This window comes from uncultured Friedmanniella sp., assembly GCF_964244285.1.
In the GTDB taxonomy this organism is placed as follows: Bacteria; Actinomycetota; Actinomycetes; order Propionibacteriales; family Propionibacteriaceae; genus Microlunatus.
Map to the genome: position 1 here is coordinate 34,421 of NZ_CAXTHT010000011.1, position 21,423 is coordinate 55,843.

At 69.7% G+C, this 21,423-nt stretch carries 21 protein-coding genes, 1 tRNA gene and 1 other RNA gene; 14 read left to right on the forward strand and 9 right to left on the reverse strand.

What is annotated here, in order from left to right:
* The first annotated feature begins 55 nt into the window (after positions 1 to 55).
* Positions 56 to 892, forward strand: a complete 837-nt coding sequence (locus tag ACFE7W_RS18320; RefSeq protein WP_375426268.1) for a DUF72 domain-containing protein — start codon at positions 56 to 58, stop codon at positions 890 to 892.
* 13 nt (positions 893 to 905) lie between these two features.
* Positions 906 to 1,523 carry an HAD family hydrolase gene (locus ACFE7W_RS18325; RefSeq protein ID WP_375426269.1) on the forward strand — a complete coding sequence of 206 codons (618 nt, stop codon included), beginning with the start codon at positions 906 to 908 and terminating at the stop codon, positions 1,521 to 1,523.
* A 36-nt stretch (positions 1,524 to 1,559) separates the two neighbouring features.
* On the opposite strand, the gene ffs is transcribed toward ACFE7W_RS18325, so the two are convergent.
* Positions 1,560 to 1,656: signal recognition particle sRNA small type (gene ffs / locus ACFE7W_RS18330), an RNA gene on the reverse strand.
* Positions 1,657 to 1,772: 116 nt separating this feature from the next.
* Between ffs and ACFE7W_RS18335 the strand changes: the two genes are divergently transcribed.
* Positions 1,773 to 1,857, forward strand: a tRNA-Ser gene (locus ACFE7W_RS18335).
* 844 nt (positions 1,858 to 2,701) lie between these two features.
* Here the strand turns inward: ACFE7W_RS18335 and ACFE7W_RS18340 are convergent.
* Positions 2,702 to 3,340, reverse strand: coding sequence for a TetR/AcrR family transcriptional regulator (locus ACFE7W_RS18340; RefSeq protein ID WP_375426270.1), 639 nt, complete (start codon positions 3,338 to 3,340; stop codon positions 2,702 to 2,704).
* Positions 3,341 to 3,445: 105 nt separating this feature from the next.
* Between ACFE7W_RS18340 and ACFE7W_RS18345 the strand changes: the two genes are divergently transcribed.
* From ACFE7W_RS18345 to ACFE7W_RS18380, 8 genes are all read left to right on the forward strand, one after another.
* Complete coding sequence (locus ACFE7W_RS18345) at positions 3,446 to 4,501, forward strand: Gfo/Idh/MocA family protein (protein ID WP_375426271.1); 1,056 nt, start codon at positions 3,446 to 3,448, stop codon at positions 4,499 to 4,501.
* On the forward strand, positions 4,498 to 5,307 hold the full coding sequence (locus ACFE7W_RS18350; RefSeq protein ID WP_375426272.1) for a hypothetical protein: 810 nt from the start codon (positions 4,498 to 4,500) through the stop codon (positions 5,305 to 5,307). The genes ACFE7W_RS18345 and ACFE7W_RS18350 overlap by 4 nt, the downstream gene beginning before the upstream one ends.
* A 76-nt stretch (positions 5,308 to 5,383) precedes the next feature.
* The gene (locus ACFE7W_RS18355) at positions 5,384 to 6,706 is read left to right on the forward strand and encodes an ABC transporter substrate-binding protein (RefSeq protein ID WP_375426273.1); all 1,323 of its coding nucleotides are present in this window, start codon (positions 5,384 to 5,386) and stop codon (positions 6,704 to 6,706) included.
* Positions 6,707 to 6,734: 28 nt separating this feature from the next.
* Positions 6,735 to 7,694 (forward strand): carbohydrate ABC transporter permease, encoded by a 960-nt coding sequence (locus tag ACFE7W_RS18360; RefSeq protein WP_375426274.1) that lies wholly within the window; start codon positions 6,735 to 6,737, stop codon positions 7,692 to 7,694.
* Positions 7,691 to 8,575: a carbohydrate ABC transporter permease gene (locus tag ACFE7W_RS18365; RefSeq protein ID WP_375426275.1), complete on the forward strand. Its 885-nt coding sequence runs from the start codon at positions 7,691 to 7,693 to the stop codon at positions 8,573 to 8,575. Before ACFE7W_RS18360 ends, ACFE7W_RS18365 begins: the two co-directional genes overlap by 4 nt.
* A 178-nt stretch (positions 8,576 to 8,753) precedes the next feature.
* Positions 8,754 to 9,227: a Gfo/Idh/MocA family protein gene (locus tag ACFE7W_RS18370; protein WP_375426276.1), complete on the forward strand. Its 474-nt coding sequence runs from the start codon at positions 8,754 to 8,756 to the stop codon at positions 9,225 to 9,227.
* 12 nt (positions 9,228 to 9,239) lie between these two features.
* A complete protein-coding gene (locus ACFE7W_RS18375; RefSeq protein ID WP_375426318.1) occupies positions 9,240 to 9,860 on the forward strand; it encodes a hypothetical protein in 621 nt (206 codons plus the stop codon).
* A 65-nt stretch (positions 9,861 to 9,925) separates the two neighbouring features.
* Positions 9,926 to 11,290 carry a cytochrome P450 gene (locus ACFE7W_RS18380; RefSeq protein ID WP_375426277.1) on the forward strand — a complete coding sequence of 455 codons (1,365 nt, stop codon included), beginning with the start codon at positions 9,926 to 9,928 and terminating at the stop codon, positions 11,288 to 11,290.
* On the opposite strand, the gene ACFE7W_RS18385 is transcribed toward ACFE7W_RS18380, so the two are convergent.
* Together ACFE7W_RS18385 and ACFE7W_RS18390 are read right to left on the reverse strand one after the other, a co-directional pair.
* Positions 11,171 to 12,046, reverse strand: a complete 876-nt coding sequence (locus ACFE7W_RS18385; protein WP_375426278.1) for an aldo/keto reductase — start codon at positions 12,044 to 12,046, stop codon at positions 11,171 to 11,173. The genes ACFE7W_RS18380 and ACFE7W_RS18385 overlap by 120 nt on opposite strands.
* Positions 12,047 to 12,202: 156 nt before the next feature.
* Entirely contained in the window at positions 12,203 to 13,069 is an 867-nt protein-coding gene (locus ACFE7W_RS18390) for a GH32 C-terminal domain-containing protein (RefSeq protein ID WP_375426279.1), read from the reverse strand.
* On the opposite strand from ACFE7W_RS18390, the gene ACFE7W_RS18395 reads away from it, so the two are divergent.
* Positions 13,005 to 13,208 (forward strand): hypothetical protein, encoded by a 204-nt coding sequence (locus ACFE7W_RS18395; RefSeq protein WP_375426280.1) that lies wholly within the window; start codon positions 13,005 to 13,007, stop codon positions 13,206 to 13,208. The two genes, ACFE7W_RS18390 and ACFE7W_RS18395, sit on opposite strands and share 65 nt — an antisense overlap.
* Here the strand turns inward: ACFE7W_RS18395 and ACFE7W_RS18400 are convergent.
* Entirely contained in the window at positions 13,179 to 14,192 is a 1,014-nt protein-coding gene (locus ACFE7W_RS18400) for a sugar-binding transcriptional regulator (protein ID WP_375426281.1), read from the reverse strand. The genes ACFE7W_RS18395 and ACFE7W_RS18400 overlap by 30 nt on opposite strands.
* A gap of 166 nt (positions 14,193 to 14,358) precedes the next feature.
* On the opposite strand from ACFE7W_RS18400, the gene ACFE7W_RS18405 reads away from it, so the two are divergent.
* Together ACFE7W_RS18405 and glpK are read left to right on the forward strand one after the other, a co-directional pair.
* The gene (locus tag ACFE7W_RS18405; protein WP_375426319.1) at positions 14,359 to 16,059 is read left to right on the forward strand and encodes a glycerol-3-phosphate dehydrogenase/oxidase; all 1,701 of its coding nucleotides are present in this window, start codon (positions 14,359 to 14,361) and stop codon (positions 16,057 to 16,059) included.
* Positions 16,060 to 16,109: 50 nt separating this feature from the next.
* Positions 16,110 to 17,645: a glycerol kinase GlpK gene (gene glpK / locus ACFE7W_RS18410; protein WP_375426282.1), complete on the forward strand. Its 1,536-nt coding sequence runs from the start codon at positions 16,110 to 16,112 to the stop codon at positions 17,643 to 17,645.
* A gap of 163 nt (positions 17,646 to 17,808) precedes the next feature.
* Here the strand turns inward: glpK and ACFE7W_RS18415 are convergent, their stop codons facing one another.
* The 4 genes from ACFE7W_RS18415 to ACFE7W_RS18430 all read right to left on the reverse strand — a co-directional run bounded on the left by ACFE7W_RS18415 (position 17,809) and on the right by ACFE7W_RS18430 (position 21,392).
* A complete protein-coding gene (locus tag ACFE7W_RS18415; RefSeq protein ID WP_375426283.1) occupies positions 17,809 to 18,366 on the reverse strand; it encodes a hypothetical protein in 558 nt (185 codons plus the stop codon).
* On the reverse strand, positions 18,363 to 19,859 hold the full coding sequence (locus tag ACFE7W_RS18420; RefSeq protein ID WP_375426284.1) for a peptidoglycan-binding protein: 1,497 nt from the start codon (positions 19,857 to 19,859) through the stop codon (positions 18,363 to 18,365). The genes ACFE7W_RS18415 and ACFE7W_RS18420 overlap by 4 nt, the downstream gene beginning before the upstream one ends.
* Before the next feature lie 106 nt (positions 19,860 to 19,965).
* On the reverse strand, positions 19,966 to 20,916 hold the full coding sequence (locus ACFE7W_RS18425; RefSeq protein ID WP_375426285.1) for an aminoglycoside phosphotransferase family protein: 951 nt from the start codon (positions 20,914 to 20,916) through the stop codon (positions 19,966 to 19,968).
* A complete protein-coding gene (locus tag ACFE7W_RS18430; protein WP_375426286.1) occupies positions 20,913 to 21,392 on the reverse strand; it encodes a MarR family winged helix-turn-helix transcriptional regulator in 480 nt (159 codons plus the stop codon). The genes ACFE7W_RS18425 and ACFE7W_RS18430 overlap by 4 nt, the downstream gene beginning before the upstream one ends.
* Positions 21,393 to 21,423: the final 31 nt, after the last annotated feature.

Genomic DNA, 21,423 nt, shown 5'->3' on the forward strand with positions numbered 1-21,423 from the left:
GCCCCTGGACTGACAGTCCCGTCCGCGGAAATCCGGGCTCGGTGAGAATGAGCCGGTGGCCATTCGCATCGGCATCTCCGGCTGGACGTACCCGCCGTGGCGCGGCACCTTCTACCCGCCCGGGCTGCCGCAGCGACGCGAGCTGGGCTACGTCGCCGAGCGGCTGACCAGCGTCGAGATCAACGGCAGCTTCTACTCCCTGCAGCGCCGGACGAGCTTCGAGGCCTGGGCCGCGGCGGTACCGGCCGACTTCGAGTTCTCGGTGAAGGGCGGCCGATTCATCACCCACCTCAAGAAGCTCACCGACGTCGCGGTGCCGCTGGCCAACTTCTACGCCTCGGGCGTCCTGGCCCTAGGTGGGCGGCTGGGGCCGTTCCTGTGGCAGCTACCGCCCAACCTGGGCTTCGACGCGGAGCGGATGAGCAGCTTTTTCACCTCTCTGCCGCGCACCGCCGCAGCGGCCGCGTCGCTGGCTGCGGGGCACGACGACCGGGTGCCGGAGGACCGCGCGCTGGTCGTGGCCCCCGACCCGGGACTGCCACTGCGGCACACCGTCGAGGTCCGGCACGAGTCGTTCCGCAGCCCGGCCTTCTACGAGCTCCTGCGCAGGCACGGCATCGGGCTGGTGGTCGCGGACAACCCCGGAAAGTGGCCGATCATCGAGGAGATCACCACAGACTTCATGTACGTCCGGCTGCACGGGCACGAGGAGCTGTACGCCAGCGGGTACTCCGAGGACGCCCTCGACGTCTGGGCGGCCCGGGTGCTGGGCTGGGCCGAAGCCGGCCAGGACGTGTACGTCTACTGCGACAACGACGCCAAGGTCCGGGCCCCCTACGACGCGATGGAGCTGCTGGAACGTGTTCGGACGGCATCCGTCGGCGGCGGCTGAGAGAATGGTGCATATGGCCTCCTCGCTCCGCGCTGTCCTCATCGACGCCGACGGGGTGCTGCAGCACATGACGGTGGAGTGGCGGGACGAGATCGGCGAGCGCGCGGGCAGTGGCGGTCCGCACACCGAGCGCCTCCTCGACGCCATCGCCCGAGCCGAGAAGCCGACGATGACCGGGCAGGTCGACCTTGCCCACTCGCTGACGCAGGTGCTCGACGCCCACGACGCCGACGTGGAGGTCGAGGAGGTCCTCGGCGCCTGGCAGAACATCGAGGTGGATCCGGCGATGCTCGACGGGGTGCGTGCACTGGCCGGACGAGGAATCATCCTCGCCCTGACCACCAACCAGTCCGTCCCGCGAGCCCGGTGGATGCAGGCGAACCTGCCCTACGGCGAACTGTTCGAGGCGCAGTTCTACTCGTGCGAGATGGGGCTGGCCAAGCCCGATCCGGCCTACTTCCACCACGTCCTGGACGCCCTCGGGCTGCAGCCGGAGGAGGCCCTGTTCATGGACGACACGGAGGCCAACGTCCAGTCCGCGGCCCAGCTGGGGATCCGGGCCGAGCTCTTCGCCCGGGACGGCGGTCGGCCCGAGCTGGACCGGATCCTGGCCCGGCACGGCCTGCTCTGACGCCGACGCCGGCCGTCTCGCCTGAGAGGCCGATGTTGTGGGAGCCCCCCGCGCACCCGAAAGAGCTCACTTACCCTTGCTGCCGTCAAGCCCTGGGGGAGTTGGGCGAGTTATCGCCACGCGGGGGACCGGAGTTGAGCATACGGGATCGCCGAGACCCCCTGCCAGCGCGCTGCACCCGTCTGCCGGGATGCCCGGGTCCGGCCGCCGGTTTCGCTGTGGCTCCGGGCAGCCGGTAAGGTTCCGGGCGGAGGATTCGCCTAGAGGCCTATGGCGCTCGCTTGGAAAGCGGGTTGGGTTCACGCCCTCACGAGTTCGAATCTCGTATCCTCCGCCGGTCTTGTGGGTCCCTGCTTCCGCGGCGTCTGGGGTTCTGGAGTCTCGTGTCCTGAGATCCAGGAGTACAGATGGGACGACGGGGCTACTCGCAGAGTTCTTAAGCGAAGTGTTGGACAGGCTCGCTGGCGGACACAGCGTGGCCGACGTCGCGTACGACCTCGACCTCAGCGACCAGACGATCTGCAGCTGGCGCCGCCAACACCGCATCGACCGCGGTCTGCAACCTGGTCTGAGCACGTGGGAGAACGCAGACCTGCAGTGGCGGAGAAGCGCATCGCCGAGCTCGAGCCGAACTCGCTCTCAGTCGCGCGCCCTGGAAGAAGCAGACAAGCCCAAGAGCAGGTACGCGGCATCGAGTTGATGGCCGCGGAGAACGTGCCCGTCCAGGGCGCTTGACCGACCTGAGCCGCCAGATCCACGTCGAGTCTCACGAGATCTACGGCGGCCGGCGGGTCGACGCCGAGCTCACCCTCGGCCGCGGTGTGCTGGTCGGGCATCAGGTCGAGCTTCGGATGCGCCGCGGTGGCCTGCTGGGCCTCTCCGGGCGGCGGAAGTGGAAAGGGTCCGGACCGACGTCATCGCCAGCGACCCGCCGAACGCCAGTTCGCACGCCCTCGCCCCGATCAGGGTTCGACCTCAACCACATCATCACCGAGGCATGAGAATCCACAAATCGCGACTCCTCCGAACCCGGAGCGCACCAGAGACTCCACCAGACCCAGAGCGATCCAGTTCGCAGGGTGGTGGGCTCACAGATCGCGTCCCCGGCTCTCGATCGCGGCCACGCGCTGACGCCTACCGGTCAGAATTCCAGCAGGCCGTCGACAGGGCCCAGAATTCTAGAGCGGCCTACCGGCACGCCAACGACTGATAGCTGCGTCCAGGTAGGTGTCGAACAGCCCGACCAGGTCGACCCGGGCATCCAGCAGCCACTGGAGCTCCAGCCCGTCGAGGATCGCGAAGGACATCGAGGCTTCGGCCTCGATCTGCTCATCGGTCATCGGCCCCACCTCGCCGAGGTCGCGCGCCTCGCGTAGGTACAGCTGCTGGCGTGCGATCCCATCTGCGTAACGCCGCTGGATGAACACCCGCGCCGGATGAGTGGCACTGCTGGCCTCCGCGGCCATCGTCAAGAACAGCTCGAGCAGACCGCGGTGCTCGAGGTGGAATCGCGTGACCGAACGAAACGACTCCAGGGCTGCCAGGCCGTGCAGGTCGGACGGCAGCCGCTGGGCCTCGGTCTGCCGGGTCCAGTCCTCCAGGACGGCCTCGAGCAAACCTTCCTTGCTGCCGAAGTGCTGAAGCAGGGACGCCGGCGCGATCCCGACCCGGGCCGCGATCACCCGGATGGACCCCCCGGCGTAGCCGAACTCCGCAAAGACCTCGGCCGCCCTCGCCACGATCTGCTCGCGACGCCGGATGCCGGTCCGGTACGGACCCCGCGCCACAGGTGCGGGAGTGGGCGACCCCTCAGTCACGGTGTCAGATCCTCCTCCTGGTTGACGAAACCCTAACATCCGGTTATGGTTCCCGAAACATGTACGAACGGTCGGTTTTGACCACGAACGGGAAGGTGTCCGGCGATGAGCAGCACACTGGGCGTGGGCTTTCTCGGAGCCGGCCCGGTCACGCAGGCGATTCACCTGCCGACGTTGGCTCGGCTGACGGACACGTTCCATGTCGTCCACATCAGCGACGTCGACGCCGACACCGCCGACCGGGTGGCCGGCCGGGTCGGGGCCAGCTCCTCCACCTCGGCCGACGCCGTGCTCGACGATCCGCGCGTGGACGTCGTGGCCATCTGTACCCCGCACCGGTTCCATGCCGCCCAGGTGATCGCGGCCTGCCGGGCAGGCAAGCGAGCTGTGCTCTGTGAGAAGCCCTTCGCGACCTCGGCTGACGAGGCCGCGGAGATCGCGGCCGTGTCGGCTGAGACCGGCGTGCCGATCGTGGTGGGCGCCATGCACACGTTTGACCCGGGATGGCAGGCAGCGACCGCCCACTGGGGCTCACTCCCCCAGAACAGCCACACGATCCGCTCGTCGATCGTGCTGCCACCCAACCCGAGGTTCGAGGACTTCGCGACCGAGGTCATCAGCCCACGGACGAGCCCGCCTGCCGAGGCCCGCAGTGTCGAGGCGCAGGCCGCGCTGGCACACGCCGGAATCATGGGCCTGGCCATCCACGACCTCCCCCTGGTGCGAACGCTGCTGCCGCACTTCGACGACCTGGCCGTGCTCAGCGCCTGCGCTCTGGCTCCGTTCGGCTACCAGATCGTGCTGACGGTGGCGGGCACAAGGGTCGAGCTGCACGCCCTCATCTCCAAGACCTGGCAGCCGGACTGGACGCTCGAGGTCTACAGCGACACCCAGGCCTTGCGGGTGGAGTTCTCACCGTCCTACGTCCACGCCGGCTCCGCCGTCGCCACCCTGCTCACAGCGGGCTCGGCGCAGACCTGGGGACCGGCGACGCACAACGGCTATGAGGGCGAGTGGGGCGACCTCGCGGCGATCGTCCGCGGCGAGAAGCAGGCACCAGACACCGCCGGCCTGGTCGAGGACCTGCGCTTCGCCACTGCGGTGGCTGATGCCGCTGCCGACCTGGTCCGGTCCCCGTACCGCGAAGGGGCGCTGGCGTGACCACGCCGGTGACCGTCCACGGTGACGCCGAGGTCTGGTCCGAGGTGGCGACGGTGCTAGCCTCGCTACCCCTCTCCTACGCGCACGGTCAGGGCGCGCCCGGCGGCGCGGCTGTGGTCAGCGGCTCGACGGGCTGGCCCACAGCCGTCGCCCGTGCCCTCGACCTCGGGGCGGTCGCCGCCATCGTGGTCCACCCGGAGCCGGCCGATGTGGACCGCCTCCGCAGCCGCGGGGCGTTGACCGCCCTCGACACCCGCTGGGCGGCGAACCCAGTCATCGAGTCGGCGGCCGCGGCGTTCGTCGAGGCGTTGCCGCGGGCCTCGCGGGTCGAGAGCCAGGTGCACCGGCCTGTTGGCTCGAGCCCGGAGGCCGCGCTGCTCGAACAGCTGACCCTGGTCCGGGCGCTGCTCGGACCGGTGAGCGACGCGCGCCTCCTCACCTGCTCGAGCCACGGGTACGCGGCCGTCGGTCTGGTCGCCGACCACCCCGTCGACCTCAGCCTGGTCTGCACCGACGCCGTCCCGGAGAGTGCGTGGGTACGGCTGCTGACCGACGACGGCAGCGTCGAGCTGATGATCCCGAGCGGCGTCACCGCACAGCCCGCGACGCTCGCGGTGACCAATCCGGAGGGCACCCGCCTGTCACCCACCCGGTACGAGTCCGGCCACCGCGCCACCTGGCGAAGGCTCCGGGCCCTGCTTTCCTCCCAGCCCACCGCCGCCACCCCCAACCTCGCCACCGACCTCGACGACTTCGCGTCCGACGGGGAGGCGGCCCGAACCGCGTTCCTGCTCGTCGAGGGCTAGGCCTCCAGCCTCCTAGCAACCTTCCACCCCTCAATGAAGAGCCGCCGCCACCGCGCGGTCGCAGAAGGAGCAAGACATGACAGGATCCACTCCCAACCCGATGAGCCGTCGCGGCTTCCTGGGCCTGGCCGCCACGGCCGCCGCCGTTCCCACGTTGGCTGCCTGCAACGTTTCGGGGTCGAGCAACTCCGGCGGGACCGGCGGTAGTGCGGACCCGATCAAGTTCTGGGACCAGCCCTGGGGCACCACCGCCTACAACGACCTGGGCAAGAAGATCACCGACGCGTACGCCCCGGCCGCCGGCATGGGCAAGGCGAACTACCAGGTCATTCCGTGGAACAACTTCTACCAGACCTACGCCTCCGCGATCGCGTCCGGCACCGGCCCAGCGGTCTCGAGCGGCGGCGGCTTCCAGCCGTTCCAGTTCGCGGAGCAGGGCGCGATCGCCTACGCCGACAACCTGGTCGAGGCCTGGAAGAAGGACGGCACCTACGACGACTTCCTGCCGGGTCTGGCCGAGGCCAACAAGACCGACAACGGCATCGCCGCCATGCCCTGGCAGCTCGACTCCCGCATCATGTGGGCCAACACGAAGCTCCTCGAGCAGGCCGGCGCTGAGGTGCCGACCGACTTCGACTCGCTGCTGAAGGCCGGGCTGGCACTGAAGAAGATCGGCGTCTTCGGCTTCGGTACCGGCACCGGGGCGGGGAACAACTTCGGTTCGCACACCATGGTCGCGCTGATGATCATGAACGGCGGCGGGCTGTTCACCCCCGACGGCAAGCCCGACTGCCTGATCGACCGCAACGTCGAGGCGATGGAGTTCGTCAAGACCCTGGCCAACGAGGGCATCATCGACCCGGCCAGCATCAGCTACACCTCCGACAACCTCTATGCGTCGTGGTCCAAGAAGAAGATCGGCCTCGGTATCGCCAACGCCGGTCTCCAGGCCTCGGCCGCGGCCGTCGCCGACGACCTCGAGGTGATCTCGCCACTGGCTGGGCCGCACGGCGACAAGGCCGCACTGCACTTCGTCAACAGCATCATGATGTACCAGAAGACCCCGTCGCAGGCGGCGTCTGAGGCCTTCATGTCGTACTACTTCAAGAACATCCACCAGTACTGGGACGCCAACCAGGTGGGCGGAGTGCCAGTGCTGAAGTCGATCGCCGCATCCGACGCGATCAAGAAGAACAAGGCGCAGACCAAGATCATCTCGGAGTACGTCCCGATCTCCACCACGTACGCCGCCAAGGGCACGAAGATGTTCGCGGGGCTGGCCTCGGTCGACGGCGGGCAGGCACTGACCCAGTTCGCCCAGACCATGCTGCAGGGCAAGACCGACGCCAAGACCGCACTCACCAAGCTGCAGGCTGGCATCGAAGAGGCCGTCAAGTGACCAGCGTCGCGATCGGCTGGAGAAACTGATGGCCACCTCAACGACGACCGGCCTCCAGCGGGCCAGGGCCGCGGTAGGGGTGGCCGGGGGCGGCGGGTCGCGACGGCCGGCCAGAAGCACGCAGGCCTCCCGCGGCGCGCTCACCATGGTGCTGCTGGTCGCACCGTCGGTGATCCTGCTGCTGTTGATCAACGCCTATCCGCTCGTCTACGCGGCGAACCAGTCGCTGCACAAAGGTTCGTTGATCATCACCGGGAAGTTCATCGGCCTGGCCAACTACACCGACGTCCTGACCCGGCCGGCTTTCTGGGAGGCTGCCCGGTTCACCGTGATCTTCACCATCATCGGAGTCTTCGGCTCCTGGCTGATCGGCATGGCCTTGGCTCTGCTGATGCGGACCACCATCCCGGGCAACGCCGTCTTCAAGGTCCTGCTGATGCTGCCGTGGGTAGTGCCGATCGTCGTGTCGTCGACGGCCTGGAACTGGTTGGTCGCCACCCCCGACTCGCCGGTCCCGGCCCTAGCCCGCAGCCTGGGCATGGGAGAGCTGCTGTTCCTGGCCAACCCCACCCTGGCGGCGATCACGGTCTGCATCTTCAAGGTCTGGGTCAGCTTCCCTTTCATGATGCTGATGACCTCAGCCGCCCTGGCCTCGGTCGATGGCACGGTCTACGAGGCCGCGAACATGGACGGGGCGACCAAGTGGCAGCAGCTCACCCAGATCACCCTGCCGATGATCAGCCGCTCCACCTACATCAGCTGGATCCTGATGACGATCTTCTGCGTCAACGACTTCCCGACCATCTTCCTGCTCACCGGAGGCGGTCCGATCACCGCGACCTCCTCGCTGGTCGTGCTGGCCTACCGGACCGTCTTCCAGGATTTCCAGACCGGACCCGGTGTCGCGATCGCCTTCATCATGACCATCGTGCTGGTCATCATCTCGACCATCCTCTACCGCCAGATCCGAAAGGGTGAGACCGCATGACCGCACTCGAGATCGGCGGTCGTCCCGCCGCCATCCCGGCCAGGACGCTGACCGTCAAGGCCAGCCAGGAGCCTGGGATGAAAGGGCGGTGGGGGCGGTTCAGCCTGCTCCTGGTGGTCACCGCCGTGGTGCTGATTCCGATCTACGTGACCCTGTTCCTCTCCATCCGACCGGGCGGCTTTAGCAACAGCACCGCCTTCTTCACCCTGGACAACTTCAGCGCCGTCTTCGCCAACACCGGGGTCCTCACCTGGCTCGCCAACAGCCTCGGCGTCACCCTGGTCACGGTCATCGTCTCGGTCGTGGTCGCCGCACCGGCCGGCTACGTGCTGTCGCGAGGTCGGAGCAAGGCCGTCGCCGGCTACTCGCTTCTACTGTTCGTCATCCAGTCCCTGCCGATTATCACCGCGATCATCCCGCTGTTCATCCTGTTCGCCAAGATCGGACTCGCCGACAACCTGATCGGCCTGGTCATCGTCTACGTCGGGAGCTCGATGTCGGTGGCGACGTGGATGATGGCGGCCTACTTCGACTCCATCCCGCAGACCCTGGAAGAGGCGGCCTGGGTCGACGGCGCGTCCGTCTTCGGCGGATTCTTGAGGATCATCCTGCGCAACTCCCTGCCCGGCATCCTGTCCACGGCGATCTTCGCGTTCCTGGTCGCCTGGAACGACTATCTGGTCGCGCTGGTCTTCCTCAAGTCCAGCAACGTGTTCACCCTTCCCGTCGGGCTGCAGAGCTTCTTCCAGCAGAACGCCACCGACTGGGGATCGGTGATGGCGGTGTCGGTCGTGATGCTCCTACCGCCCACCGTCTTGTTCGCCGTTCTGAACAAGTACTTCAGCGTCGGCGGCATCGGCGGATCGCTCGCCGGACGCTGACCGATGCCCCGACCGGGTCCGGCCCATCCGTCCGGACCCGGTTGGTCCGCTCGTCCTCCGACTGCTGGTCAAAGCGCCACCGACTCCCCATCGACAACTGAGGACGACCCTGTTCCATGACCATTTCCCGCGATCCCCTCTCCCGGCCTTCGGTCCCGCTTCAGTCCGTCCACCGCGCATGAGTGCCACCTCGGGTCCCGTGACCGTCGGTGTCATCGGCGCCGGAGTCATCAGTGAGACCTACCTGCAGAACCTGACGAGCTTTCCCGACCTCCGAGTTGCCGCCGTCGGAGACATGTTCCCGGCCGCAGCCCAGACCCGGGCTGCCCAGTTCGGCATCCGCAGCGCCGGGGACGTGGAGACGGTCCTCGCTCACCCCGACATCGAGCTCGTGGTCAACCTCACCATCCCCGCCGCTCACGCTCAGGTCGCCAGCGCCGCGCTCGCCGCCGGAAAGCACGTCTGGAACGAGAAGCCCCTGGCCCTCGACCTGGGGGACGCCCGGGATCTTCTCGACACCGCCGACTCAGCCGGTCTCCGCGTCGGCTGCGCCCCTGACACGTTTCTCGGGTCAGGTCTGCAGACCGCCCGGCGCCTGATCGACGAGGGTCGGATCGGCCGCCCCTTGACTGCACTGGTCCTGCTGCAATAGCCCGGGCCGGAGCTGTGGCACCCCAACCCGGCCTTCCTCTTCCAGCTCGGCGCCGGCCCGGTCTTCGACCTGGGACCGTACTACCTGACCGCGCTGATCCAGACCTTCGGACCAGCATCGAGGGTGGCCGCGACCGGCTCGACCGCCCGCACGCGCCGGACCATTGCCACGGGGCCGAGGGCCGGTGAGGAGTTCGACGTGACCGTCCCGACCCACGTGAGCGCTTCCGTGCAGTTCGCCTCGGGCCAGTCGGCCACGCTCGTGCTGACTTTCGAGTCGCCCATTCAGCGCACCGTCCTTGAGATCACTGGAACCGAGGCCACGATGGTCTTTCCCGACCCGAACACGTTCGACGGCGCCGTCGCGATCCAGCACCCGACCGACGACGTGCCGCGGGTAGCGGCCGAGCCGCCCGCCCTGTCCTCACGCGGTACCGGAGTACTGGAGATGGCCCGGGCGATCCGGGCAGACCGGCCACACCGCGCCCGAGGCGATCTGGCCTTCCACGTGCTCGAGATCATGACCCGCATCGGCCAGGCGGTCACCACCACCGCATACGCACCCATCACCAGCACCGTGCGCCGCGCGGCCCTGTTACCGCCGGACTGGGACCCCGGCGCACGGACCCTGTAGGGAAGGCCGCACCGGAGACCAGCAGAGCGTAGGGCCGTCCCGTCCGCCGGTCGTAGGCTCCGAGTATGGTCGCCTTTCTCGATCTCGCCGATCCCACCTTCGACGTGAACTCGGCGGCGGTCCACCAGGCGCGGGAGGAGGACTGGTACGCCGTAACCCCGTACGGATGGGCCGTTCTGCGCTACGCCGAGGGAACGGCTGTGCTCAAGGACAAGCGTTTCCAGCAGGGGAACGCCAAGTGGCCCGCCCAGAACGGCGTCCACGACGGCCCGTTCGCCCAGTGGTGGGGAGAGACGCTGCTGAGTCTCGAGGGCCCCGACCACCTCCGCCTGCGCAAGCTTCTCGGCCCGGCGTTCCGCAGCAGGGCCATCGAGGCCATGCGGCAGGAGTTCCAGGCTCTCGCGCACGATCTGATCGACGGCTTCGTCGAGCGGGGTCGGGTGGAGTTCGTTCGCGAGTTCGCCGAGCCGTACGCCGCCCGCATCATCTGCCTGCTGCTCGGTCTACCCGAGGATGAGTCCCCGCAGGTCGCCCACTGGGCCGACGACCTCGGGAAGTCGTTCGGGGTCAACCTCAAACAGGACCTGGGGCGGATCGAGGCGGCTCTGGCCGGGCTCACGGGCTACGTCGACGCCGTGGTCGCCGACCGGCGTCGGCACCCGCGGGCCGATCTGGTCACCACGTTGTTGACCGCCCAGGAGCACGACGACGCGCTGACCCGCCGTGAGCTGAGCGTCGGCCTGGTCTTCCTGGCCTTCGCCGGGATGGAGACCACCCGCAACCAGCTCGGGCTGGCTCTCCAGACCTTCCTACGTCATCCCGAGCAGTGGGCTCTGCTCGCGCAGCGGCCCGAGCTCGGCGGCAACGCGGTCGAGGAGGTGATGCGGGTCAATCCCACGGTCACCTGGGTCACCCGGGAGGCGACCGAGGACGTGGACCTCTTCGGTCTGGCCGTTCCGCGGGGCGGGATGGTCCAGGTGCTCTCGCACGCTGCCGGCACCGATCCGCGGGCGATGGGCGACGAACCTGGCTTCGACATCACCGTGACGGACCGACCACAGCAGAGCGGCTTCGGCGGTGGGTTGCACTTCTGCCTCGGCCACTTCGTCGCCCGGACCGACATGAGCGTCGCCCTCCCTCTGCTCGCCTCACGGCTGCCCGGCATCGAGGCCGACGGTCCTGGCGAATGGCTGCCGGTCTCCGGTAACACGGGCCCGGTCCGCTTCCCGCTACGGTTTGGCCGCCAGGCAGCGGTGGATCGGCCAGCACGCGTGGGAGATGAGGCGGAACCGGCCGCCGATCTGGCGTGGTCAGTTGCGCCCGTCGATTCCCCCGCCAGGGACGATCTGGTCGATCGCGTCGAGGTCGGCGTCGCTGAGCTGCAGATCGGCGGCGGCAATGTTCTGGGCAACGCGGTCGGGGTTACGTGAGCCGGGGATGGGGACGATGTAGTCCTTGCGGGCGAGCAGCCAGGCCAGCGCGAGCTGGGACAGGCTGACGCGCAGGCTGTCGGCGAGCTCGGTGAGCTGGTCGACCAGGGCGACGTTCGCGTCGTAGTTCTCTGGCGCCCACCAGCCGATGTGCTGGCGGAAGTCGCTGCCGTCGTAGGCGGTTCGAGGCCTGACCACACCGCTGAGGAACCCGCGGGCCAGGGGGGAGTAGGCAACCATGCCGATGCCGAGCTCCTCGAGGGTGCCGAGCAGTGCCTCGGACTCGCGGGCGAAGATCGAGTACTCGGTCTGCAGCACCGAGATGGGGTGCACCGCATGCGCCCTGCGGATGTTGTCGGCATCGGTGTTGGACAGCCCGAGGTATCGGACCTTGCCGGCGGTGACGTACTCAGCCATCACGCCGACGACCTCCTCGACGGGCACGCTCGGGTCGTTGACGTGCTGGTAGAGCACGTCGATGACGTCGATGTTCAGGTTCTCGAGGCTGGTGTCGACGACCTGGCGAACGTGGTCGAGCTGGGAGTTCGGGGCGTAGCTGGGGGTGAAGCCGAACTTGGTCGCAATGGTGACCTGGTCGCGGATCGGGGCCAGCGCGGTGCCGAGGAGCCTCTCGCCCTCGCCCCAGCCGTACATCTCGGCGGTGTCGAAGTGGGTGACGCCGAGTTCGTGGGCGCGGCGGATCGCGGCGATCGACTCGGTGTCGTCGGTGGCGCCGTAGCCGACGGCGGTGCCCATCGCGCCGTAGCCGATCGCGGCGAGGCTGAGGCCCTGTCGGCCGAGGTGCGAATGTCCATGGTGGTGCTCCTTGGGTGTGTCGTGGATCAGGGGGTGGTCGCGGATCGGTGGTGGCGGTGGATCAGGCAGCAGGAACGGGTTGCGCGCGCTCGTGGCTCAGCCCGACAAGCGCCAGACCGTGAGGCGCAGCCGTCTCTCGCTCGGACGGAGCTCGAGCCGCCAGGGTGGCGGCGTGGTGGGGTAGAACCTGGTGGTCATGACACGGCCGCCGGGCAGGAAGAGCTCGAGCACCGAGCCGTCGACGAAGCCTCGGACTTGTTGCCCCGCCGCCGACAGCCCGGCGACCTCGGACACGGTGAAGCAGCCCCCGTCGGCTCGGGGATCGCCGCTCGCCCACCTCCGGTCGACCGACATCTGGTTCCGCGCCGGGTCGACGACGATGTCGAGGAACTCGGTCGATCCGAAGCGGAGCCGCAAGCCGTAGCCCAAGGCCGAGTCGAGGTCGGAGGCCGAGGCCGAGTCGGAGTCGGAGTCGTCCACGCTCTCGAGCAGGAACTCGAGCTGGGCTCCCAGCCCGTCGAGCGTGTCGAGGACCGCTCGACCGGCCGGCTCCGTGCGCAGGGCGGCTAAAGCCGGAAGCGGCGCGCTGGCGAGCGAGCCGTCTGCTCGGACGGTGATCACCCGAGGCAGCGTCAGCACCCCGGACCAGCCGTCGTCCACGCACCAGCTGCTCGATCTGGCCTCGGTGGCCCAGCCGCAGACCAGAGATCCCCACGGGCTCTGGGCCAGAACGGAGGCCGCGTAGAAGTCAGGCCCGTGGTCGACCAGCCGAAGGTCTTCCGGCGTCGGGGCGACCACGCCGTCTCCGCCCGCCGTGGACACGACGAAGGAGAAGACGTCCATGGTCCCGGCCTCCGGTGTCCACGAACCGACCAGGGCCACCTGCTGTCCATCGAGGGTGAGGATCTGCGGGCACTCCCAGCCCGACGTCGCCGACCAGCTCCGACCCGGGCTGACCACCATCCGGCTCCCCCACTACGACATGGGATGGCAGGCCGGTCGACTGCTCGTGGACGGCAGCACCGACCGGCCCGCGCGGCTCACGGTCCCCTGCCCCCTCGTCACCCGCGACTCACTCGCCCGACCGCCTCGCGTCTCGTGACCGCGCAGGACGCAGCGGGCGCTGGCGGGCCTCCAGATCCAGGACGGCCTGCGCGGTCTGCTCGTCGACCACGAGGTCGGTGACCACACCCGCGCGCAGGGCCCCGATCGTGCCGGTCGCCCGCGCCGGGCTGGCGGAGACGCACAGCCGCCGCGGCACGTCCTTCAACTGGTCGAAGCCGGGACCGCTGCTGCGCTGGTTGATCGCCAGGTCGGCGTAGCTCCCGTCGGCCCGGTAGAACGTCGTGCACACGTCTCCCACCGCGCGGGCCGCCTCGAGGTCAGCCATGTCGGCCTGGTCGAGGTAGGTGCCGTCGTAGACCTGCGAGGTCAGCGACCCCGTCCACGACCCGACCCCGAACACGACGACGTGGCAGGACCGCTGCAGGTCGACCACCGTCTGGATCGAGCGCTCCCGCCACAGGGCGGCCTTCGTCGCAGGGTCGTCGAAGAACGCGGGCACGGGAAAGAACACCGGGCGGGCCTCGAAAGCCGCGCACGCCCGACCCAGCAGGTCGCTCACGGAGAGCACCTCGGTGCTGGAGGCGTGGACCGCTCCGTTGAGCTGGACGACGACCGTCCCCCGAGTGGCCTTCGGCACCAGGTGCTCCATCGTGGTGGAAACGGTTGTTCCCCAGGCCAGACCCAGCACCATGTCGCTCGTCACCGTCTCGCTCAGCAGCCGGCCGGCCGTGCGAGCGACCTGGGCGAGACGTTGCGCGTCCGTCGCGGTCTCGCGCACCGGCACGACGTGAGCCCGGATCCCGAAGCGGTCGGCGAGCTGGCGGCCGATGCTTCCTGTGCCGCCGTCGGTTGCCACCGTGATCCGGACGATGCCCTTGTCCCGGGCAGCCTTGAGCTGACGGGAGACCGTCGAGCGCGACACCCCCGTCCGGGCGGCGATCGCCTCGGTGGTCTCGTCGTGCCCGTAGTAGAGCGTCGCCACCCGCTGCAGCTCCCCATCGGACCAGATCCCTTCGGCCATCTGGATCCTCTTCCTCTCAGCCCACCGCCAGAGTTCTGCACATTCGTGCACGCGCTTGAGACAACGTGCACTCAGCCACGACACTAGTACCGCAGACACCCCGACCACGAGGAGCTCACCCGTGTCCATCCTGACCGCTCACAGCCGCACCCTTGCCCTGGACTCGATGGCCGACGACCGCGGTCTCGACGTCCTGGTCGTCGGCGGCGGCGTCACGGGAGCCGGCATCGCCCTCGACGCGGCCACCAGAGGACTGCGCGTCGGCATCGTCGAGGCGCAGGACTGGGGCTCGGGCACCTCGAGCCGTTCCAGCAAGCTGGTGCACGGCGGGCTGCGCTACCTCCAGATGCTCGACTTCAAGCTGGTCAGCGAAGCACTGACCGAGCGCGGTCTGCTGATCGACCGGCTGGCTCCGCACCTGGTTCGCGCGGTGCCGTTCCTCTACCCGCTCAGCCACTGGTACGAGCGCCCCTACGTCGGAGCCGGGATCGCCCTCTACGACGCGCTCGCCACGGTCGGGACGCGCAACCGGGCGGTCCCGGTGCACCGCCACGTGAGTGCCCGCGGGGTGCAGCGGATCTTCCCTGACATCAAGCCGGGGGTGTGCCACGGCGCCGTCCGCTACTACGACGGCCAGGTCGACGACGCGCGCCTGGTGGTCGCCCTGCTCCGGACCGCGGTCAACTTCGGGGCACTGGCGGCCAGCCGGACCGAGGTGGTCGACTTCGTCCGCGACGACGCCGGCGTGGTGAACGGCGCGGTCGTGCGCGACCTGGAGACGGGCGACCGGCGGACGATCAAGGCCCAGAAGGTGATCAGCGCGACCGGGGTGTGGACCGAGGAGACCCAGCACCGGGCCGGAGAGGAGAGCGGACTGCAGGTGCTCGCCTCGAAAGGCATCCACATCGTCGTGCCCCGGGACCGTATCGAGGGCCAGTCCGGGATGATCCTGCAGACGGAGAAGTCCGTTCTGTTCCTGATCCCCTGGTCGCGCTACTGGGTCATCGGCACCACCGACACCGCCTACCACGGCGACCTGACCCACCCGGTCGCGACGGCGGCCGACATCGACTACGTGCTCGACCACGCCAACGCCGTCCTGGCCCGGCCGCTGACCCGCGCCGACGTCATCGGCACCTGGGCCGGACTGCGGCCCCTGCTGCAGCCGGCGCTCAAGGGCGACAGCACCGCCTCCACCAAGGTGTCGCGCGAGCACACGGTCACCGAGGTCGCTCCCGGGCTCATCTCGATCGCCGGCGGCAAGCTGACGACCTACCGGGTGATGGCCGAGGACGCCGTCGACTTCGCTCTCGGCGCCGCTCGCGCGAAGGAGCTGCCCTCCGGCACCAGCGAGACCCCGCTGGTCGGCGCCGCCGGCTTCCACATGTTCGCGCGCCGCGCCCCCCTGATCGCCGCCACCTACGGTTGGTCGGAGGAGATGGTCGCGCACCTGCTGCACCGCTACGGCTCGGACCTGCCTGAGCTGCTCGCCCTCGTCGACGCCCGGCCCGACCTCGGACGTCCGGTCACGGGCGCCGAGGCCTACCTGCGAGTCGAGATCCTCTACTCCGTGACCCACGAGGGCGCGCTGCACCTGGAGGACGTGATGACGCTGCGCACCCGCCTCACCTACGAGGTGCGCGGCCACGGCCTCGCGGCCGCGGAGGAGATTGCCGACCTGATGGCCGAGGAGCTGGGCTGGGACGACGCACGTCGCCGGTCCGAGCTGACGGCCTACCGGGACCGGTGCGGCGCCGAGGACGCCGCGGCCGGCGCCCCCGACGACGAGGCGGCCCAGGGAGCCCGACAGCGGCTGGGTGACGTCCTCGCCGAGCTGCCGTCCGCCCAGCCCGCCTCGCTCGCCTGACCGGCACCCACCAGCCCCGACAGCAGCCCGATACCAGGGAGAACTCGATGATGAGCACTGCGCGCTACGTGATGGCGATCGACCAGGGCACCACCAGCACCCGGGCGATCGTCTTCGACCACGCCGGACAGATCGTCTCCACCGGTCAGGTGGAGCACGAGCAGCTGTTCCCGCGTGCCGGTTGGGTCGAGCACGACCCGATCCGGATCTGGACCAACGTCCGCGAGGTGGTTGCTCAAGCTCTGGCGTCGGGCGACATCCCGGCCCGGGCAGTCGCGGCCGTCGGGATCACGAACCAGCGCGAGACCGCCGTGGTCTGGGACCGTCACACCGGCCAACCGGTGCACCACGCCATCGTCTGGCAGGACACGCGGACCAAGTCCATGGTCGAGAGGCTCGGCCGCGACGGCGGAGCCGACCGCTTCAAGCAGCAGACCGGCCTGCCGCTGGCCACCTACTTCACCGGCCCGAAGGTCGCCTGGATCCTGGACCACGTCGACGGGGCCCGGGAGCGGGCAGCTTCCGGCGACCTCCTGATGGGCACCATCGACACCTGGCTGCTCTGGAACATGACCGGCGGGCCGGACGGCGGGATCCACGTCACCGACGTCACCAACGCCTCCCGCACCCTGCTGATGAACATCGACACGCTGGAGTGGAACGCCGACATCTGCGCCGAGCTCGGCATCCCGCTGGCCATGCTGCCCGAGATCAGGTCGTCGGCGGAGGTGTACGGCCACGGGCGGGCCGACGGTCTGCTGGCCGGCGTGCCGATCGCGGGAATCCTCGGTGACCAGCAGGCCGCCACCTTCGGCCAGGCGTGCTTCGAGCCGGGCAGCGCCAAGAGCACGTTCGGTACCGGCAGCTTCCTGCTGCTCAACACCGGGACGACGCCGGTCCGCAGCCAGCACGGTCTGCTGACCACGGTCTGCTACCGGATCGGCGAGGCCGATCCCGTCTATGCGCTGGAGGGCTCGATCGCGGTCACCGGCTCACTGGTCCAGTGGATCCGCGACAGCCTCGGGCTGATCGAGCGCACCGCCGACGTCGAGACCTACGCGCGCCAGGTCGAGGACAACGGCGGCGCCTATATCGTGCCGGCCTTCTCCGGCCTCTTCGCGCCGCACTGGCGCGCCGACGCCCGAGGTGCCCTGGTGGGCCTGACCCGCTTCGTCACCCGGGCCCACCTGTGCCGGGCGGTCCTGGAGTCGGTGGCCTACCAGACCCGGGACGTCGTCGAAGCGATGAACGCCGACGTCGGTCGTCCCCTCAGCGAGCTCAAGGTCGACGGCGGCATGGTCGCCAACGAGCTCCTGATGCAGTTCCAGGCCGACCAGCTAGGGGTCGACGTCATTCGTCCGCAGGTGACCGAGACCACGGCCCTCGGCGCCGCCTACGCCGCCGGGCTGGCCGTCGGCTTCTGGGACAGCCAGGCCGAGATCAAGGAGAACTGGGCCGAGGGCCGCCGCTGGACCCCGCACATGGCCGTAGCCGAGCGCGACCGGCTGCACCGCAACTGGGCGAAGGCTGTCAGTCGGACGCTCGAGTGGGTCGACGAGGACACCGAGACCGACGACCTCCGGTGACCGACCCAGCCGAGGGTCATGTTGTCGCCATGAGCTGACAGTCTCGTCGCCAGGCGACGCCCGGAAACAACGCGCTCCAGAACGGTCTCAGTTCTGGTCTCCGTTGTCGGCGTTCGGCACCGTCCCTGAAGCTCGTGTCCTCCGCCAGTCCAACGGACCCTCGTCAGCCGGTGGTCCCCAGCGCCAGCCGTGCGGTCAGCGGCTGAGCCCTCCCCCAGCTCACACCCAGAGGCTCGGCAGGCGCACCGGCGACCGCGCCGACCACCGCGCCCGGATCGGTCAGCACCTCCGCGTTCCCCGCACGATCAGCCGTGGTGGGCCCTGGCAGACCCAGCGCCGCCAGCACCGGCGCGCCCCCGACCAGCAGGTCGGTGACGCTGAGAGCTGTGACCGTGACCGCGTTCGGCAGGGCCCCCCACCAGCCGAGTGGCAGCCCGACCACGGTCAGCCCGGACCGCGGCGGCACCAGCACGGCATACCAGCCATGATCGGCCGTGGCGCGCAGCAGGGGGATCGTCCGGTACTCGCCCAGCAGCCACCCGGCGAGCGTCACCACCTGGTCAGCCGGCTCGCGTGGAGGCGTCGCCAGCGTGTCCGGGAGCAGCAGCCAGCGCGGTCCCGGACCGTCGTTGGCCAGCTCCAGGGTGACCGCCAGCTCGACCCGTGGCGGGCGCCGACGGTGGACCGCGACGAGCGCCGCGGCCATCGACAGCTCACTCATGGCTTCACCTTGGCAGGGTCGAGCCGGTTAGCGGTGCCGGTGAAGCCGCCCGTGCGCGTGGTGCCGTTCAGCTCATACGGCGGTGCGTCCAGGATGTCCTGGCTGGTGCAGGTGTCGGGGAACTCGCCGCCGTCCTCGCGGTACTTCGCCGGAATGCTCGAGAGGTACTTCTGGTAGAGCCCCTGGGTGTAGGCGTCGTCGTGGTCGAGGTACTGCCGGGTCGGAGCGACCACCTCGGGCTTGTCGGCGGCGTAGGTGTCGAGCAGGGCGACGTAGTCGGCGCCGTCGCGGGCACCGCCGTAGGCGCCCACCATCTCCGTCAGCATCCCGGCTTCGGTCTTGCCGGCCGCACCCAGTCCGGTGAAGAGCTGCTGGCCCGCGGCATCGTCGCCGGTGTAGACCGCGTTCTCGCCCTGCCACGCGCCGCCGGGGTGCTTCAGCAGGTAGCGGGGGTGGTTGTAGAAGTAGACCCAGTCGCCCAGCTTGAGGTCGCGCTTGCCGAACGCCCCGGAGACGGCGTTGGAGGTCAGCGAGCCGGCCACGGGCGTGCCCTCGGTTCCGGCGTGGACGCGCAACGCTCCCTCCGCCGCGCCACCACCGGCCTGGCCGTACCGACGGTCGAACTCGGTGTCGCCGACCGCGGCGCGCACCGTGTCGATCTCGATGGCCACGATGGCCGTCAGGCACTCCGCGATGGTGAGCCCGTGCAGCCACGCCTGGATGGCGGCGGACGCGCTCTGCCCCGGCTTGAGCTTCCAGTCCATCCAACCGGTCCGGTCGAAGTGCGCCGGGCTGGCGAGCCCGCTGCGCCAGTCGTCGTTCCACGGGTAGGTCGCCGGGTCCTTCTGGTGCTCGGCGAAGTAGTTGTAGTCGTACCAGACCCCCTTGTCGGGCCCGAAGGACGCGTCCTGGTTCACCCGGGTCATCTCGTCGGCGACGTGCTTGCCGAGGGACGCCTCGTCGTTGACGATCTCCGGCTGCCCAGCCGCCTTCCCTCCGGCCAGCTCGTCGAGCCGACCCATCGTCTTGCGGCCCACCAGCCCGTCGGGCACCAGGCCGTTGCGACTCTGGAAGGCCCGGACGGTGGCGGCGGTCTCGGAGCCGAAGACGCCGTCGGGCTTGCCGGACGACGTCGAGACGGGCATCGGGAACCCGGCGTCGACGAGTCCCTGCTGCACCGCGGCGACGCCGGTTCCGCGGGCGCCCTGGGACAGCATCGGGGAGTCGTCGTAGGCCGCCTCGAGAGCAGGCTGACCGGCGTAACGGGCCGAGCTGAGATCCTGCGCCTTCTCCGCTGCCGTCAGCGGGGCCCGCGACACGGTGATGGCCTCCGGCGCGGCGAAGGCCTGCGAGGTGGCCCGGTTCCCGGCGCTCTGCTGGAGGTCGAGCACGGCCGACTGCGCCCGGGTCAACGAGGAGCGGGGCGGCCGCGGAGGCGGACGGTCGACGAGCACCTCGGCCCGACCCGCCGACAGGTGATGCACCCGGGCCACGTTAGCGAGGGGAAGGCTGCCCCGGGTGCCCACCGAGCCGCCATCGAGGGCACCCCCTGCTGCCCGGACGGCCCCCGGCCTGCGAGGACTACCAGCCGGGTCGGACCTATCTCAGCAGAGCCTCAGCGATCACCCGGTGGGACGAGACCAGCTGGGAGGACCGGACCGAGGCGAGCTCCCACCGCGCGTTCTGCAACACCCGGGCGAGGGTCCAGGTACGGGCGCGGCCCGGGTCCAGCTCGAGCACCTCCACCATCAGGTCGAAGCGTCGCCCCACGGCTCCGGCCACATCCCCGGTGGCCACCACGTCGTCCCAGCGGTTCCACAGCGCCGGCAGCAGGTCGAAGCCCGGGTCGCCGGAGAGCGGCTTCGGGTCGATCGCCCGCCAGGCCCGGGGTTCAGTTGCCCGCGCGCCGGCGTCCGCGTCGAGCACGGCCAGCACGTTGTCGTAGTGCAGGTCCCAGTGCAGCAGGCGGTCCGCGACGGGCTCGGCCAGCAGCTCCCGCACCCGGTCGGCGCTCCGGGTGAGCAGTGCACGCTCGTCCGGGTCGGTCAGCCGCGGCAGCAGAGCCGGCAGGTCGCCCAGCATCGTCGCCGTGAGGTCCGCCAGCCGCCGCAGGCCGGCGGGCGCCTGCACGGTGTGGAACGACCGCAGCAGACCGGCGATCACCGACAGCGCGGCCAGGTCGTCGGTGACGGCGGCCAACGAGCGCTCCGCGTTCAGCCGCTCCAGCAGTATCGAGCCGGACACCGGATCGTGCTCCAGCAGGGCGACGGCACCCAGCCCGGCCCAACGGCGGAGCGCGTCCGGCTCGCCGACGGTCTCCTCGTCCACGGGCTGCAGCTTGAGGGCAGCCTTCGTGCCGTCTGCCCGCAGCACCGGCAGCACCAGCGCCACCGCCCCGACACGGGGGTCGCCGTCCGGCCGCAGGGACCACGCCGCGAGGCGCTCCGCGGCCAACGCGGGCAGAGCGTCGACCCAGCACCGACCGGACTCGCCGAAGTAGCGCCGCTGTGACTCCAGGAGCGGCGCAGGCACCGCCAGCCGCCACGTCACTTCGGTGAGCGAGGAGGTGGCGGGAGCGCATCCTGACCCAGCAGCGCCTCACCGACCTCGGCGAGCATCTGCACCTGCTCGTCGCTCAGCCGGTCGAACACCAGCCGACGCACTTCCCGCAGATGACCGGGTGCGGCCGCCGCGATCCTCCGGACCCCGGTCTCGGTCAGCTCGGCCATGACCACCCGCCGGTCGTCGGGCGACATCGTGCGTTGGACGAGGTCGGCGCGCTCCAGCCGGCCGACGATGCGGGACAGCCGCGACTGCGAGCAGCCGGCCCGCACCGCCAGCTCGCTCATCCGCAGGGCCGGACCGGGCTCGTTGGAGAGGATCGCCAGCACCATGTAGTCGCCCATGTTCAGGTCGGCGTCGCGGGTCAGCTGACCGTCCAGCGCCGACGGCATCAGGAACAGCAGCTTCGCCAGCATGATCCAGGCCCGCAGCTCCTCGGGCTCGAGCCAGCGGACGTCATCCATGCTGCCATCCTATTTGATCCTTGACGGTGCA

Coding starts and splice junctions, on each gene's coding strand:
- ACFE7W_RS18345 (WP_375426271.1), top strand. CDS start 3,446: ATGAGCAGCACACTGGGCGTGGGCTTTCTCGGAGCCGGCCCGGTCACG.
- ACFE7W_RS18355 (WP_375426273.1), top strand. CDS start 5,384: ATGACAGGATCCACTCCCAACCCGATGAGCCGTCGCGGCTTCCTGGGC.
- ACFE7W_RS18400 (WP_375426281.1), bottom strand. CDS start 14,192: ATGGCCGAAGGGATCTGGTCCGATGGGGAGCTGCAGCGGGTGGCGACG.
- ACFE7W_RS18390 (WP_375426279.1), bottom strand. CDS start 13,069: ATGGTGGTCAGCCCGGGTCGGAGCTGGTCGGCGACGTCGGGCTGGGAG.
- ACFE7W_RS18415 (WP_375426283.1), bottom strand. CDS start 18,366: ATGAGTGAGCTGTCGATGGCCGCGGCGCTCGTCGCGGTCCACCGTCGG.
- ACFE7W_RS18365 (WP_375426275.1), top strand. CDS start 7,691: ATGACCGCACTCGAGATCGGCGGTCGTCCCGCCGCCATCCCGGCCAGG.
- glpK (WP_375426282.1), top strand. CDS start 16,110: ATGAGCACTGCGCGCTACGTGATGGCGATCGACCAGGGCACCACCAGC.
- ACFE7W_RS18430 (WP_375426286.1), bottom strand. CDS start 21,392: ATGGATGACGTCCGCTGGCTCGAGCCCGAGGAGCTGCGGGCCTGGATC.
- ACFE7W_RS18360 (WP_375426274.1), top strand. CDS start 6,735: ATGGCCACCTCAACGACGACCGGCCTCCAGCGGGCCAGGGCCGCGGTA.
- ACFE7W_RS18370 (WP_375426276.1), top strand. CDS start 8,754: ATGAGTGCCACCTCGGGTCCCGTGACCGTCGGTGTCATCGGCGCCGGA.
- ACFE7W_RS18405 (WP_375426319.1), top strand. CDS start 14,359: ATGGCCGACGACCGCGGTCTCGACGTCCTGGTCGTCGGCGGCGGCGTC.
- ACFE7W_RS18385 (WP_375426278.1), bottom strand. CDS start 12,046: ATGGGCACCGCCGTCGGCTACGGCGCCACCGACGACACCGAGTCGATC.
- ACFE7W_RS18325 (WP_375426269.1), top strand. CDS start 906: ATGGCCTCCTCGCTCCGCGCTGTCCTCATCGACGCCGACGGGGTGCTG.
- ACFE7W_RS18380 (WP_375426277.1), top strand. CDS start 9,926: ATGGTCGCCTTTCTCGATCTCGCCGATCCCACCTTCGACGTGAACTCG.